The 16,083-nt window shown below is 71.8% G+C and carries 13 protein-coding genes; 8 read left to right on the forward strand and 5 right to left on the reverse strand.

From position 1 onward, the window contains the following. Window positions 1-34: 34 nt before the first annotated feature. From ABZZ74_RS26360 to ABZZ74_RS26370, 3 genes are all read right to left on the reverse strand, one after another. A complete protein-coding gene (locus ABZZ74_RS26360; protein WP_356768917.1) occupies window positions 35-1,333 on the reverse strand; it encodes an MFS transporter in 1,299 nt (432 codons plus the stop codon). A 162-nt stretch (window positions 1,334-1,495) separates the two neighbouring features. Continuing rightward, a complete protein-coding gene (meaB, locus tag ABZZ74_RS26365; protein ID WP_356768919.1) occupies window positions 1,496-2,452 on the reverse strand; it encodes a methylmalonyl Co-A mutase-associated GTPase MeaB in 957 nt (318 codons plus the stop codon). A gap of 51 nt (window positions 2,453-2,503) precedes the next feature. Then, entirely contained in the window at window positions 2,504-3,706 is a 1,203-nt protein-coding gene (locus ABZZ74_RS26370) for an acetyl-CoA C-acetyltransferase (protein ID WP_356768921.1), read from the reverse strand. Between the two features lie 149 nt (window positions 3,707-3,855). Between ABZZ74_RS26370 and mce the strand changes: the two genes are divergently transcribed. The 7 genes from mce to ABZZ74_RS26405 all read left to right on the forward strand — a co-directional run bounded on the left by mce (window position 3,856) and on the right by ABZZ74_RS26405 (window position 13,737). Further along, window positions 3,856-4,296: a methylmalonyl-CoA epimerase gene (gene mce, locus ABZZ74_RS26375; RefSeq protein ID WP_059192301.1), complete on the forward strand. Its 441-nt coding sequence runs from the start codon at window positions 3,856-3,858 to the stop codon at window positions 4,294-4,296. Window positions 4,297-4,529: 233 nt separating this feature from the next. Continuing rightward, window positions 4,530-8,408, forward strand: coding sequence for a polarized growth protein Scy (gene scy / locus ABZZ74_RS26380; protein ID WP_356768924.1), 3,879 nt, complete (start codon window positions 4,530-4,532; stop codon window positions 8,406-8,408). 192 nt (window positions 8,409-8,600) lie between these two features. Beyond that, window positions 8,601-9,536 carry a cellulose-binding protein gene (locus ABZZ74_RS26385; protein ID WP_133044698.1) on the forward strand — a complete coding sequence of 312 codons (936 nt, stop codon included), beginning with the start codon at window positions 8,601-8,603 and terminating at the stop codon, window positions 9,534-9,536. Between the two features lie 141 nt (window positions 9,537-9,677). Next, window positions 9,678-10,634: an ABC transporter ATP-binding protein gene (locus ABZZ74_RS26390; protein WP_356768926.1), complete on the forward strand. Its 957-nt coding sequence runs from the start codon at window positions 9,678-9,680 to the stop codon at window positions 10,632-10,634. Window positions 10,635-10,636: 2 nt separating this feature from the next. Next, a complete protein-coding gene (locus ABZZ74_RS26395) occupies window positions 10,637-11,407 on the forward strand; it encodes an ABC transporter permease (protein WP_356768928.1) in 771 nt (256 codons plus the stop codon). Window positions 11,408-11,542: 135 nt separating this feature from the next. Then, window positions 11,543-12,865: an ABC transporter ATP-binding protein gene (locus ABZZ74_RS26400; protein WP_356768930.1), complete on the forward strand. Its 1,323-nt coding sequence runs from the start codon at window positions 11,543-11,545 to the stop codon at window positions 12,863-12,865. After that, window positions 12,862-13,737, forward strand: a complete 876-nt coding sequence (locus tag ABZZ74_RS26405) for an ABC transporter permease (protein WP_356768932.1) — start codon at window positions 12,862-12,864, stop codon at window positions 13,735-13,737. Before ABZZ74_RS26400 ends, ABZZ74_RS26405 begins: the two co-directional genes overlap by 4 nt. An 18-nt stretch (window positions 13,738-13,755) precedes the next feature. Here ABZZ74_RS26405 and ABZZ74_RS26410 read toward each other — a convergent pair whose 3' ends face one another. Further along, window positions 13,756-14,097: an ATP/GTP-binding protein gene (locus ABZZ74_RS26410; protein WP_356768934.1), complete on the reverse strand. Its 342-nt coding sequence runs from the start codon at window positions 14,095-14,097 to the stop codon at window positions 13,756-13,758. Window positions 14,098-14,320: 223 nt separating this feature from the next. Here ABZZ74_RS26410 and ABZZ74_RS26415 point away from each other — a divergent pair, with 223 nt between their 5' ends. Continuing rightward, on the forward strand, window positions 14,321-15,349 hold the full coding sequence (locus tag ABZZ74_RS26415; protein WP_356768936.1) for an LLM class flavin-dependent oxidoreductase: 1,029 nt from the start codon (window positions 14,321-14,323) through the stop codon (window positions 15,347-15,349). An 88-nt stretch (window positions 15,350-15,437) separates the two neighbouring features. Here ABZZ74_RS26415 and ABZZ74_RS26420 read toward each other — a convergent pair whose 3' ends face one another. After that, the gene (locus ABZZ74_RS26420) at window positions 15,438-15,830 is read right to left on the reverse strand and encodes an SCO5389 family protein (RefSeq protein WP_133044691.1); all 393 of its coding nucleotides are present in this window, start codon (window positions 15,828-15,830) and stop codon (window positions 15,438-15,440) included. Window positions 15,831-16,083: the final 253 nt, after the last annotated feature.

The raw sequence follows: 16,083 nt of genomic DNA on the forward strand, positions 1-16,083 counted from the left end.
TGCGGGGTGCCGCCTGCCGGCGTCTCGCGGGGCGTCATGCGGCGGACGCGCTCTCCTCGGCGTCGCGCTGCGGCAGCGGACGGGGCGTGCCCCGCCGGGCCCGGACGGCGCCCCCGGACGTGGCCAGGGCGGTCAGCAGCGCCGCCGCACCGGCCGCGACGAAGCACAGGGCCGTCGGCAGGCCGCCCAGGAGGAGCCCGGCGGCGGCCGCACCGGCCGTACTGCCCGCGTTGACACCGGTGTTGACCCAGGCGCCGGCCCGCACCCGCGCCTCGGGGGCGGCCGCCTCGTCGGCGACGAGATAGGCGGTGGTCAGAGCGGGCGCGACGAAGAACCCGGAGACCGCGAGCACGGCGGCGAGCATGCCGAGCCCGTCCGCGAACCCGGCCCCGAGCAGCGCCAGGCCCAGCCCGACGGCGGTGAACGGCAACCGCACCCGCGCCGGGACGCGCCAGGCCACGGCCCCGTTGAGCAGCCCCCCGACGGCACTACCGCCCGAGAGCGCCGCCAGCGTCCAGGCCACGGCGTCGTCCCCCTGACCACGCTGCTCGGCAAAGGCGACGACCACCAGATCCACCACCCCGAGAGCGAGCCCCACACCGAGGGCCCCGACCACGGGCTGGAGGATCCCGCGCAGGACAGCACGCCCCTTTGCGGGCTGACGGCGTTCCTCGCGCAATGTGCTCGCCCCGTCGGCTGTGGTCTTCTCGGCGGGCCCCTGTGCCCGTACCGGCGGTGAGGTCACGAAACCCGCCGTGCCTGCCAGCATCAGGGCGGTTCCGACGGCGATCGCGGTCGCCGGTGAGGTCGTGCCCACCAGCAGGCCCACCAGCAAGGGGCCCGAGACGAAGAGGAGCTCCTCGGCGACCCCGTCGAGGCTGTAGGCGCGCTGGAGCAGTGCCCGGTCCGGGGCGAGGCGGGTCCATACGGCGCGCATGGTCGGGCCCAGGGGCGGGGTGCAGGCGCCCGCCGCGGCGGTCACGGCGCCGAGGGCCAGGGGTGGCACGCCGGGGCGCCAGACCAGTGCGGTCAGGAGGGCCAGGAGTGACGCGTAGACGGCCGTCATCGGCACCAGCGCCCCGCGGGGGCCGTACCGGTCGATCAGGGCCGCCCTCGCCGGCGACAGGAAGACGCTGGTGCCGCTGAAGAGCGCCATGACGGTGCCCGCCACCGCGTAGGACCCGGTGGCCCGGGTCACGGCGAGCATCACGGACAGGGGCACGACGCCGTACGACAGGCGGCCGAGCAGGGCGAAGGCGAAGGTGCGGCGGGCATGCGGGACACGGAGGACGACGGCGTACGACGGCCGCCGCCCGACGGGCGTGGAAGACACGGGAGTTCCTCGACTCGACGAGGCGGAAAGGGGACGCCTGATCGCCGCGCGGACCGTGCTTCACGGTCGGCGCGGGCCGGGGCGGGCCCTATGCCAAGAGGAGGAACATGCGGGCAACGTAACAGCGTGGGGTGGGGGTCGCCATGGGATTTCGAGCCCGGGTCAGCTCTCCGTCAGACCCGCCACCAGCTCGTCCGCGGCGCGGTAGGGGTCCAGTTCCCCGCCGACGATCCGTTCCGCCAGCGCGCTGAGCCGGCGGTCGCCGTGCAGGTCGCCGATGCGTTCGCGCAGGGTGGTCACGGCGATGGTCTCCACCTCGCGGGCCGCACGGGCCAGCCGGCGCTCGGCCAGCACGCCCCGCTCCTCCATCCAGGCACGGTGCTTCTCCAGCGCCTCCACCACCTCGTCGACGCCCTCCGCGCGGGCGGCGACCGTCTTGACGATCGGCGGGCGCCAGTCGCCCGGACCGCGGGACTCGCCGAGGCCCAGCATGTGGTTCAGCTCGCGGGCGGTGGCGTCGGCGCCGTCGCGGTCGGCCTTGTTGACGACGTACACGTCACCGATCTCCAGGATCCCGGCCTTCGCCGCCTGGATGCCGTCGCCCATGCCGGGGGCCAGCAGCACCACCGACGTGTCCGCCTGGGAGGCGATCTCGACCTCCGACTGGCCCACGCCCACCGTCTCGACGAGGATCACGTCGCAGCCCGCCGCGTCCAGCACACGGATCGCCTGCGGGGCGGCCCAGGCGAGGCCGCCCAGATGGCCGCGGGTGGCCATGGAGCGGATGTAGACGCCGGGGTCGGAGGCGTGCTCCGACATCCGGACGCGGTCGCCCAGCAGGGCGCCGCCGGAGAACGGGGACGACGGGTCGACGGCCAGGACGCCGACCCGCCTGCCCTGCTTGCGGTACGCGGTGACGAGCGCGGACGTGGAGGTCGACTTGCCCACGCCGGGCGAGCCGGTCAGACCGACCACGTACGCGTTGCCCGTCAGCGGGGCCAGGGTCTCCATGACCTCCCGCAGCTGCGGGGACGCCCCCTCCACCAGGGAGATAAGCCGGGCCACGGCACGTGGCCGGCCCTCCCTCGCCTGGGCGACGAGTGTGGAGACGTCCTGCATCACAGCTCCGTTCAGGAAGGCACGTACGACAGCTACGTACGAAGGAGGGTCTCAGGCCTTGGGTACCCGCACGATCAGGGCGTCACCCTGACCGCCGCCGCCGCACAGCGCGGCCGCGCCGACACCGCCGCCCCGGCGCTTGAGCTCCAGGGCCAGGTGCAGGACGAGCCGGGCGCCGGACATGCCGATGGGGTGGCCCAGGGCGATCGCCCCGCCGTTGACGTTCACCTTTTCCGTGGACACGCCGAGGTCCTTCATTGACTGGACCGCGACGGCCGCGAAGGCCTCGTTGATCTCGATGAGGTCCAGGTCCTCGACCTCCAGGCCCTCCTTCTTCAGGGCGTGCAGGATCGCGTTGGACGGCTGGGACTGCAGGCTGTTGTCCGGCCCGGCGACGTTGCCGTGGGCGCCGATCTCGGCGATCCACGCGAGGCCCAGCTCCTGCGCCTTGGCCTTGCTCATCACGACCACGGCCGCCGCGCCGTCCGAGATCTGCGAGGAGGTGCCGGCGGTGATGGTGCCGTCCTTGGTGAACGCCGGGCGCAGCTTGCCCAGGGACTCCGCGGTGGTGTCGGCGCGGATGCCCTCGTCCTTGCTGAAGACGACCGGCTCGCCCTTGCGCTGCGGGATCTCGACCGGGGTGATCTCGGCCTCGAAGACGCCGTTCTTCTGGGCGGCGGCGGCGCGCTGGTGGGACAGCGCGGCGATCTCGTCCTGCTCGGGGCGCTGGATGCCGAGGCGGGTGTTGTGCTTCTCGGTGGACTGGCCCATCGGGATGTTCTCCCAGGGGTCGGTCAGGCCGTCGTACGCCATGGCGTCGAGCATCTCGATCGCGCCGTACTTGAAGCCCTCGCGGGACTTCGGCAGCAGGTGGGGGGCGTTGGTCATGGACTCCTGGCCGCCCGCGACGATCACGTCGAACTCGCCGGCGCGGATCAGCTGGTCGGCGAGCGCGATGGCGTCGAGGCCGGACAGACACACCTTGTTGACGGTGAGCGCCGGGACGTTCATCGGGATGCCCGCCTTCACGGCGGCCTGGCGTGCCGGGATCTGCCCTGCCCCGGCCTGGAGCACCTGGCCCATGATGACGTACTGCACCTGGTCGCCACCGATTCCCGCACGGTCGAGGGCGGCCTTGATCGCGAAGCCGCCGAGGTCGGCTCCGGAGAAGGACTTCAGCGAGCCCAGCAACCGCCCCATGGGCGTACGGGCGCCCGCGACGATCACCGAGGTCGTACTGTTCGATCCAGACATGAGCTGCGATCCCCTTACCGGCTGCACTGCCGAGGAGTGAACGAGGGTTTACTTCAAAGGTACTGAGTGGCACTCCGTGCCGTCATCGGGCCGTCGGTGTGATCGCGCGCACGTTGCGTAACCATCCGAAGCGCGCTGCACTGACAAACATGCTGACGCGAATCGACCACATCGGGATCGCCTGCTTCGACCTCGACAAGACCGTCGAGTTCTACCGGGCCACATACGGCTTCGAGGTGTTCCACTCCGAGGTCAACGAGGAGCAGGGCGTCCGCGAGGCCATGCTCAAGATCAACGAGACCTCCGACGGCGGCGCCTCCTACCTGCAGCTTCTCGAGCCGACCCGGCCGGACTCGACCGTGGCGAAGTGGCTCGACAAGAACGGCGAGGGTGTCCACCACATCGCCTTCGGCACCGCGGACGTGGACGCCGACGCCGCCGACATCAAGGACAAGGGCGTCCGGGTGCTGTACGAAGAGCCGCGACGTGGCTCCATGGGGTCACGGATCACGTTCCTGCACCCCAAGGATTGCCATGGCGTACTGACAGAACTGGTCACTTCGGCGCCTGTTGAGTCACCTGAGCACTGACCCTCGTACATAGGGGCCGGTAGGGTTGGGGGCGGTCGCTCCCCAAGCGAGGGGTGGCCGGGTCCTTCCGTCAGGACGGGAGGGCCACGCCGGGGTCCGGGTTTCGGGGGCGAGCGTCGGGCAGCAGCCCATGCTCCGCCGTTGATCTGACACCATTCCCCGGGGGCCCCGTTCGGCGGAGGACGGAGCTCGTATGGGCAGACCTGCGACCAGGGGACGGATGGGACCGCGCAGTGCGGGGCTACGAACGCCAGGAGCGAGAGCCGGCGGCTGACGTCGACCACCTCTCTCGGTTCGAGGCCGAGATGGATCGGCTGAAGACCGAGCGGGAGAAGGCGATCCAGCACGCCGAGGACCTCGGCTACCAGGTCGAGGTGCTGCGCGCCAAGCTGCACGAGGCGCGCCGCACCATCATGTCCCGCCCCGACTTCGGCGGCGGCGACCTCGGCTACCAGGCCGAGCAGTTGCTGCGCAACGCCCAGATCCAGGCCGACCAGCTGCGCCAGGACGCCGAGCGCGAGCTGAGCCAGGCGAGGGCGCAGACCCAGCGCATCCTGCAGGAGCACGCCGAGCAGGCCGCGCGGCTGCAGGCGGAGCTGCACCAGGAGGCGGTCACCCGCCGTCAGCAGCTGGACCAGGAGCTCGCGGAGCGCCGGCAGACCGTCGAGTCGCACGTCAACGAGAACGTGGCGTGGGCGGAACAGCTGCGCGCCCGTACGGAGTCCCAGGCGCGCCGGCTGCTGGAGGAGTCCCGTGCCGAGGCCGAGCAGGCCATGGCGGCCGCCCGCGCGGAGGCCGAGCGGCTGACCCGGGAGGCCCGCGAGCGGCTGCAGACCGACGCCGAGGCGGCCCGCGCGGAGGCCGATCAGATCCTGCGCCGGGCCCGCACCGACGCCGAGCGGCTGCTCAACGCCGCCTCCACGCAGGCCCAGGAGGCCACCGACCACGCCGAGCAGCTGCGCTCGTCGACCGCCACCGAGTCCGACAGCGCCCGCCGTCAGGCGCAGGAGCTGAGCCGGGCCGCCGAACAGCGCATGGCGGAGGCCGAGGAGGCGCTGCGCAAGGCGCAGGCCGAGGCCGACAAGCTGGTCACCGAGGCCACCGCACAGGCCGAGAAGGCCCTGTCGAGCGCCGAGTCGGCCAACGAGCAGCGCACGCGCACGGCGAAGGAGCAGGTCGCCCGGCTGGTCAGCGAGGCCACCAAGGAGGCGGAGGCCACCAAGGCGGACGCCGAGCAGGTCGTCGCGGACGCCCGCGCCGAGGCCGAGCGGATCGTCGCCGAGGCCTCCGAGAAGGCCCGCACGATCACCGCCGAGGAGAGCGCGACCCAGCTGTCCAAGGCGGCCAAGACGGCCGAGGACGTCCTCAACAGGGCGCAGGAGGACGCGCGGAAGACCACCAAGGCGGCGGCCGAGGAGGCCGAGCGGATCCGTTCCGAGGCCGAGGCCGAGGCGGACCGGCTGCGCGCCGAGGCGCACGACCTGGCTGAGCAGCTCAAGGGCGCCGCCAAGGACGACACCAAGGAGTACCGCGCCAAGACGGTCGAGCTGCAGGAGGAGGCCCGACGGCTGCGCGGCGAGGCAGAGCAGCTGCGCGCCGACGCGGTCGCGGAGGGCGAGAAGATCCGCGCGGAGGCCCGCAAGGAGGCCGTGGCGCAGATCGAGGAGGCGGCCAAGACCGCCGAGGAGCTGCTGTCGAAGGCCCGGCAGGACGCGGACGAGCTGCGCCAGAAGGCCACCACGGACAGCGAGAAGGTCCGTACGGAGGCCATCGAGCGGGCGACCACGCTGCGCCGGCAGGCCGAGGAGACCCTGCAGCGCACCCGCCAGGAGGCCGAGCGGCACCGCGAGGAGGTCGTCGAGCAGGCCGAGGGCATCAAGGCCGACGCCGAGCGGGCCGCGCTCGAGCTGCGCGAGGAGACCGAGCGGGCCATAGAGGCCCGCCGGGCGGAGGCCGCCGGCGAGCTGAGGCGGCTGCACACGGAGGCCGAGGAGCGCCTCGCCGCCGCCGAGCAGGCGCTGACCGACGCCCGCGAGGAGGCGTCCCGGATCCGTCGGGAGACCGCCGAGGAGACGGAGCGGCTGCGCGCCGAGGCCGCCGAGCGCATCCGGACGCTGCAGCAGCAGGCGGAGGCGGAGGCCGAACGCCTGCGGGACGAGGCCGCGTCGGACGCGTCCGCCTCGCGTGCCGAGGGCGAGGCCATCGCCGTACGGCTGCGTTCGGAGGCGGCGGCCGAGGCGGAGCGGCTGAAGTCGGAGGCGCAGGACGCCGCGGACCGGATGCGGGCCGAGGCGCTGGCCGCGGCCGAGCGGCTGGCCGCGGAGGCCTCGGAGACGCTGGCCGCCGCGCAGGAGGAGGCCAACCGGCGCCGGCGCGAGGCCGAGGACACCCTCGGTGCCGCGCGTGCCGAGGCCGACCAGGAGCGTGAGCGGGCCCGCGAGCAGAGCGAGGAGCTGCTGGCCTCCGCCCGCAACCGGGTCGAGGAGGCGCAGGCCGAGGCGGTCCGGCTGGTCGAGGAGGCCGACCGGCGCGCGAACGAGATGGTGTCGGCGGCCGAGCAGCACGCCCAGCAGGTACGGGACTCGGTGGCCGGGCTGCACGAGCAGGCCCAGGAGGAGATCACCGGGCTGCGCAGCGCCGCCGAGCACGCGGCCGACCGCACCCGGCGCGAGGCGCAGGAGGAGGCGGACCGGGTCCGCGCCGACGCGTACGCCGAGCGGGAGCGGGCCAGCGAGGACGCGGGCCGCATCCGGCGCGAGGCGGCCGAGGAGACGGACGCGGCGAAGGCGCTGGCCGAGCGGACCGTCGGCGAGGCGATCGCGGAGGCGGAGCGGCTGCGCTCGGAGACGGCGGAGCACGCCCAGCGGGTGCGTACGGAGGCTTCCGACGCCCTCGCCGAGGCCGAGCAGGCGGCCGCGCGCACCCGGGCGGAGGCCCGTGAGGACGCCAACCGCATCCGCTCGGACGCGGCGACGCAGGCCGACACCCTGATCACCGAGGCCCGCAACGAGGCGGAGCGGCTCACCACGGAGACGATCCGGGACACGGACCGGCTGCGCAACGACACGGTCGCGGAGGCCGAGCGGGTGCGGGCCGAGGCGGTCGCCAAGGCGGAGAACCTGCTCGCGGACGCCACCGGTGAGGCGGAGCGGCTGCGCGCCGAGGCCGCGGAGACGATCGGGGCGGCCCAGCGGCACGCGGAGCGGATCCGCAGCGAGTCCGAGCGGGTCAGGTCCGAGGCGGCGGCGGAGGCCGAACGGCTGGTCAACTCCGCGCGCGAGGAGGCCGAGCGGACGCTGGACGAGGTGCGCAGGGAGGCCAACAAGCGGCGCCAGGACGTGGCCGAGCAGGTCGACACGCTCATCACGGAGACCACGGCCGAGGCGGACAAGCTGCTGACGGAGGCACAGCAGCAGGCCCACAAGACCACCGCCGACGCGGAGGCGCAGGCCGACTCGATGGTGGGCGCGGCCCGCACCGAGGCCGACCGGCTGGTCTCCGAGGCGACGGTCGAGGGCAACTCGCTGGTGGAGCGGGCCCGTACGGACGCGGACGAGCTGCTGGTCGGAGCGCGCCGGGACGCCACCCAGATCCGGGAGCGCGCGGAGGAGCTGCGCGACCGCATCACGGGCGAGATCGAGGCGCTGCACGAGCGGGCCCGCCGCGAGGCCGCCGAGACGATGAAGTCGACCGGCGACCGCTGCGACGCGCTCATCAAGGCCGCCGAGGAGCAGCTGGCCAAGGCGCAGGCGAAGGCCAAGGAGCTGGTCTCGGAGGCCAACTCCGAGGCGGGCAAGGTCCGTATCGCCGCGGTGAAGAAGGCCGAGGGTCTGCTGAAGGAGGCCGAGCAGAAGAAGGCGGCGCTCGTGCGGGAGGCCGAGGAGCTGAAGGCCGAGGCGATCCGCGAGGCCAAGGCCACGGTCGAGGAGGGCAAGCGCGAGTTGGAGATCCTGGTGCGCCGGCGCGAGGACATCAACGCCGAGATCTCCCGGGTCCAGGACGTGCTGGAGGCGTTGGAGTCCTTCGAGGCTCCCGCCGGGGGCAAGGACGGTGGCGTCAAGGCGGCCGCGTCGGTCGGCGCCCCTCGTTCGGGTAAGCCGTCGGACGGCTAGTCGGACAGCTGATCGACAGCAATTCGGGTGCGATCTGGGGCCTTTGACCAAGTTTTTGGCAAGCCGTCCCGGGGTTAGCCACTCAAAAGGGGTGTCATTCTCCAGATCAAACACGTATCCGCTCGATGACACACCGCTTCGGCCCCTAGGATTCCCCCTATCACCTCACCGGTCTCATTTGACAGGAACCCCATGAGCGACACTTCCCCCTACGGCTTCGAGCTTGTGCGGCGTGGGTACGACCGCGCTCAGGTGGACGAACGCATCTCCAAGCTCGTCTCCGACCGTGACAGCGCTCTCGCCCGCATCACCGCTCTGGAAAAGCGCATCGAGGAGCTCCACCTCGAGACGCAGAACGCCCAGGCTCAGGTAAGCGACGCGGAGCCGTCGTACGCCGGTCTCGGCGCGCGTGTCGAGAAGATCCTGCGCCTCGCCGAGGAAGAGGCCAAGGATCTGCGCGAGGAGGCCAGGCGCGCGGCCGAGCAGCACCGCGAGCTCGCCGAGTCGGCGGCCCAGCAGGTCCGCAACGACGCAGAATCGTTCGCGGCGGAGCGCAAGGCCAAGGCCGAGGACGAGGGCGTCCGGATCGTCGAGAAGGCCAAGAGTGACGCCTCGCAGCTGCGTTCCGAGGCGCAGAAGGACGCGCAGTCCAAGCGTGAGGAGGCGGACGCCCTCTTCGAGGAGACCCGCGCCAAGGCCGCGCAGGCTGCCGCCGACTTCGAGACGAACCTGGCCAAGCGCCGGGAGCAGTCCGAGCGCGACCTGGCCTCGCGTCAGCAGAAGGCCGAGAAGCGTCTCGCGGAGATCGAGCACCGCGCCGAGCAGCTGCGCCTGGAGGCGGAGAAGCTGCGCACCGACGCCGAGCGCCGCGCCCGCCAGACGGTGGAGACCGCTCAGCGCCAGGCCGAGGACATCGTGGCCGACGCCAACGCCAAGGCCGACCGGATCCGTTCGGAATCCGAGCGTGAGCTGGCCGCGCTGACCAACCGTCGCGACTCGATCAACGCCCAGCTGACGAACGTCCGCGAGATGCTCGCGACGCTGACCGGTGCGGCCGTGGCCGCCGCCGGTTCGCCGGCCGAGGACGAGCCGATCTCCCGCGGGGTCCCGGCGCAGCAGTCCCGGTAATCTGCAGCACGCTCAGAGGCCCGTACCGTCTCCCCCGGAGGTGCGGGCCTCTTGGCGTGGCCGGCGGACGTTGCCCGTGGCGTCGCCCTCTGTTTGCCCGTCCGGGTGGCAGTGGCCCAACCGGCGTCCTAACGTGGCCGCATGATCGAGCTCGAGGGGCTGACCAAGCGGTACGGCGAGAAAGTGGCGGTCGACAACCTCACCTTCACCGTCAGACCCGGCATCGTGACCGGGTTCCTCGGGCCCAACGGCGCCGGCAAGTCGACGACGATGCGGATGATGCTGGGGCTCGACCGGCCGACCGCGGGCGACGTACGGATCGACGGCAAGCACTACGACCGCCTCAAGGACCCGCTGACGTACATCGGCGCCCTGCTGGACGCCAAGGCCATGCACGGCGGCCGCAGCGCCTACAACCACCTGCTCTGCCTCGCCCAGAGCAACGGCATCCCGAAGAGCCGGGTGGCCGAGGTGCTGGACACCGTCGGCCTCACCGCGGTCGCGAAGAAGAAGGCCAAAGGGTTCTCGCTGGGCATGGGCCAGCGGCTCGGCATCGCGGGCGCGCTGCTGGGCGATCCGCGGATCCTGATGTTCGACGAACCGGTCAACGGGCTCGACCCCGAGGGCATCCACTGGATCCGCAACCTGATGAAGTCCCTCGCCGCGCAGGGGCGGACGGTCTTCGTGTCGAGTCACCTGATGAGCGAGATGGCGCTGACCGCCGACCACCTCGTGGTCATCGGGCAGGGTCGGCTGCTCGCCGACACGTCCATGGCCGACTTCATCGAGCGCAACTCGCGGTCGTACGTCCGCGTCCGCACCCCCCAGCGCGAGCGGTTGCTCGACGTGCTGCACCAGGCGGGGGTGACGGTCGTCGAGGCCGGCAGCGGGGCACTGGAGGTGGACGGCGGCAAGGCCGAGCAGATCGGGGAGCTGGCCGCGCAGCACCAGATCGTGCTGCACGAGCTGAGCCCCCAGCAGGCCTCCCTGGAGGAGGCGTTCATGCAGCTGACCGCCGAGTCGGTCGAGTACCACGCACACACCGACACGCCCGTCGACCAGCCCCGGCCGTGGGGCGAGGGCTGGAACAGGAGCTGAGCATGGCCGCGATCCAGGTCGTACGGTCCGAGTGGACCAAGATCCGGTCGGTGGCCTCGACCGTGTGGACGCTCTCCCTCGCGGTGATCGTCACCGTCGCCCTCGGCATGCTGATCTCGGCACTGTCGAAGAACGAGTTCGACAACATGAGCGCGAAGGACCGGCTCTCCTTCGACCCGACCTTCATCAGCTTCGCCGGCATGACCCTCGGTCAGCTCGCGATGATCGTGTTCGGGGTGCTGGTGGTCTCCAACGAGTACAGCACCGGCATGATCCGCACCTCGCTGGCCGCGGTACCGCAGCGCGGCACCTTCCTGTTCAGCAAGATCGCGGTGGCGACCGGGCTGGCGCTGGCCGTCGGCATGGTGACCAGCTTCGTCGCCTTCTTCCTCGGTCAGGCGATGCTCGGCTCGCACCGGGCCTCGATCGGCGACCCGCACGTGCTGCGCGCGGTGATCGGCGGCGGGATCTACATGACCCTGATCGCGGTGTTCTCGATGGGCGTCGCGTCGATGCTGCGCTCGCCGATGCTGTCCCTCGGCATCCTGATGCCGTTCTTCTTCCTGATCTCCAACATCCTGGGCAATGTGTCGGCGACCAAGAAGATCGGCCGGTACCTGCCCGACCAGGCGGGCAGCAAGATCATGCAGGTGGTGCCGAGGATCGACGACGACACGCCGTACGGGCCCTGGGGCGGGCTCGGGATCATGGCGCTGTGGGTGCTGGCCGCGCTCGCCGGCGGGTACGTGCTGCTGCAGCGGCGGGACGCCTGACCTGGGCCGACGGGACGCCCGAAAGCGGCCGGCCTTTTACTTCCTCTTGAGCGGAACCGTCAGCGCCTCGATATCCTCCTAACCCTTACGGGGGCGTGTGCCCCGCTGTCCTGAACCTTTCGATGGGTGCGGAGCATGATCGAGGCTGTCGGCCTGACCAAGCGGTACGGCGACAAGACCGCTGTGTACAACCTGTCCTTCCAGGTGCGGCCCGGAGCCGTCACCGGCTTCCTGGGGCCCAACGGCTCCGGCAAGTCGACGACGATGCGCATGATCCTCGGGCTGGACAACCCCACGGCGGGGCAGGTGACGATCGGCGGCTACCCGTACCCCAAGCTGCCGAACGCCCCCCGTCAGGTGGGCGCGCTGCTGGACGCCAAGGCCGTGCACGGCGGTCGCTCGGCCCGCAACCACCTGCTGTGCCTCGCCCAGCTGTCCGGCATCCCGGCCCGCCGGGTCGACGAGGTGCTCGGCGTGGTCGGCCTGCAGGACGTGGCGAAGCGGCGGTCCAAGGGCTTCTCGCTCGGCATGGGGCAGCGGCTCGGCATCGCCGCCGCGCTGCTCGGCGACCCGCAGGTGCTGCTCTTCGACGAGCCGGTCAACGGGCTCGACCCCGAGGGCATCCTGTGGGTGCGCAACCTGATGAAGGCGCTCGCCGCGGAGGGCCGTACGGTCTTCGTCTCCTCGCACCTGATGAGCGAGATGGCGCTGACCGCCGACCACCTCATCGTCATCGGGCGCGGGCAGCTGCTCGCCGACATGAGCGTGAAGGACTTCATCTCCGCGAACTCCGCCGACTTCGCGCGGGTGCGGACTCCGGACACCGAGCCGCAGCTGCGCGAGAAGCTGACGTCCGCGCTGACCGAGGCGGGCGGGCACGTGCTGCCGGAGCAGGACGGCGCGCTCAGGATCACGGGACTGCCGCTCCCCCGCATCAGCGACATCGCGCACGACGCCGACGTACGGCTGTGGGAGCTCTCCCCGCATCAGGCCTCGCTGGAGGAGGCGTACATGCGGATGACGCAGGGCGCGGTCGACTACCGCTCGACCATCGACCAGAAGGAGGGCCTGATGCAGCCCCTCCCGCCCGGCGCCCAGCCCCCGGTCCCGGTCCCCGGCCAGGGCCAGCCCGGCTGGTACGCCCCACCCCCGCCGGGACACGGGGGCCGGCCTTTCGCGATGCCGGGTCCTTACGGCGGTCCGGGACAGCCCCCGGCGGGCCCCTACGGCGCCCCGGGAGCCCCGGGCGCGGGCCGGCCCAACCCCTACGCCCAGCCGACGCCTCAGCCGTCCCAGGCGCCACAGCAGGCCCCGGCCGCCTCCACGACTCCGGCACCAGCACAGCCTCCCGCCCAGCCGACGGATGCCGCGCAGCCGTCCGCGCCGCAGGACGCCGCCCCGGCCTCCGCCCCGTCCGCCGCTCCCGCCGACCTGACCAAGCCCGAGGACGCACGATGAGTACCCCGCAGCCCCCGATGCCGCAGGCCGCCGTACCCGACTGGCAGGGTGGCGTGGCCGGTTCGCCGTACGGCGGTTACACCTCGCCGATCCCCGTCGTGCGCACGCACCTCGGGCACGCGATCGCCTCGGAGTGGACGAAGATCAGGTCGGTGCGCTCCACCATGTGGACGCTCGGCGTGTTCCTCGTGCTGGTCGTCGGGGTCGGGCTGCTGGTCGCCGCGCTGGTCGAGGCCAACGCCTCCGAGGACAGCCTGGCCGGCGACAACCCGCTGTCCTTCGGCGTGTTCGGCCTGCTGCTCGGCAGCATCTGCATCATTACGCTCGGCGTGCTGACCACCGCCTCCGAATACGGCACCGGAATGATCCGGACGACGATGACGGCCTGCCCGTCCCGCAGCCGGGTGCTCGCGGCGAAGGCCATCGTGTTCTTCGCCGTCGCCTTCTCGGTGACCTTCGTGTCGGTGCTGCTCGTCGCCCTCGCGGACGCCTCCATCCTCAGCGGGGCCAGGTCCCCCTCCACCCAGGAGTGGCTGAAGGGCACGCTCGGCATCTCGCTGTACGTCGCGCTGCTCGGCCTGCTCTCGCTCGTCCTCGGCTCCGTCATCCGGCATTCGGCCGGCGCCATCACCATCATGATCGGCCTCGTGCTGGCCCCGCTGGTGCTGGCCCTGTTCATGTTCTCGGAGTCCTTGAGCGGACTGCGCGACGCCCTGTTCAACTACTCGATCCCGAGCCAGATGAGCGTGTTCTACACCACGTCCCTCACCAACGACGGCCCCACCGGCTGGGACCCGCTGTGGATCGCCCTGGGCGTGACCGCGGCCGCCTTCGCCGGCGCGGTGTCGCTGCTGCAGAAACGCGACGTCTAGCGGGCGGCCGGAACCGGCTCAGAACTTCGGCGCGTTACGGGACCGCTGCACCCGCGTGGTGCGGCGGTCCTTCGCGTTCCAGCAGGCCTTGTGCCAGTGCCGCCGGTCGTCGACCCCCGTGTGCTCCGGCCAGGCCACCACGTGCGGGACGCCGGAGGCGATGAGCTGGTCACAGCCCGGGCAGCGGTACGTCTTGCCCTGCGCGCTCGCGCCCGCCACATGGCGCACGCTCCACTCCTCGCCCTGCCAGTTCTCCGTCGACTGCCAGCCGCCGTAGCGGCCGGGGCGGTCGTCCTCGGCGCTCCGGCCGGAGGAGGACGACGGATCTGCTCCCTTGGGTCGGTTGCGACGCGGGGACACGGAACACCTCACGGGGCTATACAGGAAGCTGGGGGCCGCCTCCAGCCTACGGGTCCAGGACAGGGGTACGCGTAGGGGACCAACTCCCTCAAGTCCCCACTGCGGCCACCCATTCTGCAGACAATCCGCAAATCTCTTCGCCAGGCCGTGTCCTCGGCACGTGTCGGACGGTTATGCCGGGTGGGGGAGCTCCGCGTCGGAGCCAAGGAAGCAGGAAAAGGCAATGCACGTAGGAACGTTCGTGTTGGCGGCCCAGTTCCCGGGCCAGGGTCACGGGGAGGCCTTGCACCGCGCGATCCGCTCGGCCGAGGTCGCCGAGGAGGCCGGTCTGGACTCGGTCTGGCTGGCCGAGCACCACTTCGTGCCGTACGGGACCTGCCCGTCGGCGATCACCCTGGCGGCTCTGCTGCTGGGCCGCACCAGCCGGCTCCGGGTCGGCACGGCGGTCAGCGTGCTGCCCACCGCCCACCCGGTGGCGCTCGGCGAGCAGGCGGCGCTGCTGCACATCGCCTCCGGCGGCCGCTTCTCGCTGGGCGTGGGGCGCGGCGGCCCGTGGGTCGATCTGGAGGTCTTCGGTTCCGGCCTCGCGGCGTACGAGAAGGGGTTCCCGGAATCACTCGATCTGCTGGTGCGCTGGCTGCGCGAACCCTCGGTCGGGGCCGCCGGGGAGCGCTTCAGCTTCCGTGAAGTGCCCGTGGTCCCCAGGCCGTCGGAGTCCTTGTCGGAGGAGCCGGGCCCCGAGGTGGTCGTCGCCTGCACCTCGGCGGCGAGTGTGCGGCTGGCGGCCGAGCGCGGACTGCCGATGCTGCTCGGGATGCATGTGGGCGACGAGGAGAAGGCCGAGATGGTCGCGCTGTGGCGGCAGTCGGCGCGCGCGGCCGGACACGCGCCGGAGCGGGTCCTGGACGCGCCCCATGTCTCGGCCGGCGTCTGCCAGATCGCGGACCGGCGCACGGACGCGGTGGAGGCGCTGACGAAGGCGATGCCGGGCTGGCTGCGGCAGGGGCTCGAGGCCCATGTCACGGTGGACGGGCGAGCCCGGCAGATGCGCGACCCGCTGGCGTACACCGAACTGCTCTGCGGGCTGCACCCGGTGGGCACCCCGCGGCTGTGCGTCGACCGGCTCGCGGCGACCAGTGAGCGGACCGGCATCTCCCGCTTCGCCCTCCTGGTCGAGGGCTCGGGCGATCTGGCGGCCACCGAGGAGAACGTACGGCGGCTGGGCGCCGAGGTCCTGCCCCACCTCGGCTGATCTCGAACTGTGCTGTCCTGCACGGAGCTTGCCGCCCCAGTACTGATGCACCTCCCGCGTATGGAGCGGCAAGCCTGCGACGTGCCGCTCAGCAGTCCCGGAGCTCCGGGGACTGGTTGAGCAACTGGCTGCGCACCGAGGTGAAGCGGGCCAGGGTCTCGTCGACGGACGAGTCCAGCGGGAACACAGCCACCCGGTGGCAGTTCTGGAAGGCCAGCCGCACACCGAAGTGCCGCTGCAGGGCGCCGCGTATCGCGTCACTCGCGAGCGCACGCAGCAACTGACCGCGTGCCTGCTCGTCCGGCGGGGGCGTCTGGTTGTCGGCGAACTGTCCACCGTCCACCTTCAGCTGGGCCACCAGGGAGCTGATCATCTCCCATGCGTAGGGCAGGGAGGTCCGGACGCAGTCGACGAAAGCTGCTTCGTCGACCTCGCCTCGCTCGGCCTGTTCGAGTAGGGCCGGTGAGACGTCGAGCGACATGGGTTCTCCTCTCGCACCCCCGTGGTTGACAGGGGTTGCCGGACAGATAAGGGAGTCCGCGACTTCGAACACGCGCTGTATACGCATCGCGACCTCCCGTTCACTACGGTATGCAACGGACGGTGACGGCACCAGCAGAATGCGTACATGGGGCGGTCTCTTTGGGCACACAATCGGCCATAAATGAACAGGGGTTGACCCGGGTTTTCCGGGGCGAATCGCGTGCACAGGCACCCGTCGAGTAGCGTTGCCG

The sequence above is a fragment of the Streptomyces sp. NPDC006476 genome (genome assembly GCF_040612015.1).
In the GTDB taxonomy this organism is placed as follows: domain Bacteria; phylum Actinomycetota; class Actinomycetes; order Streptomycetales; family Streptomycetaceae; genus Streptomyces; species Streptomyces griseorubiginosus_B.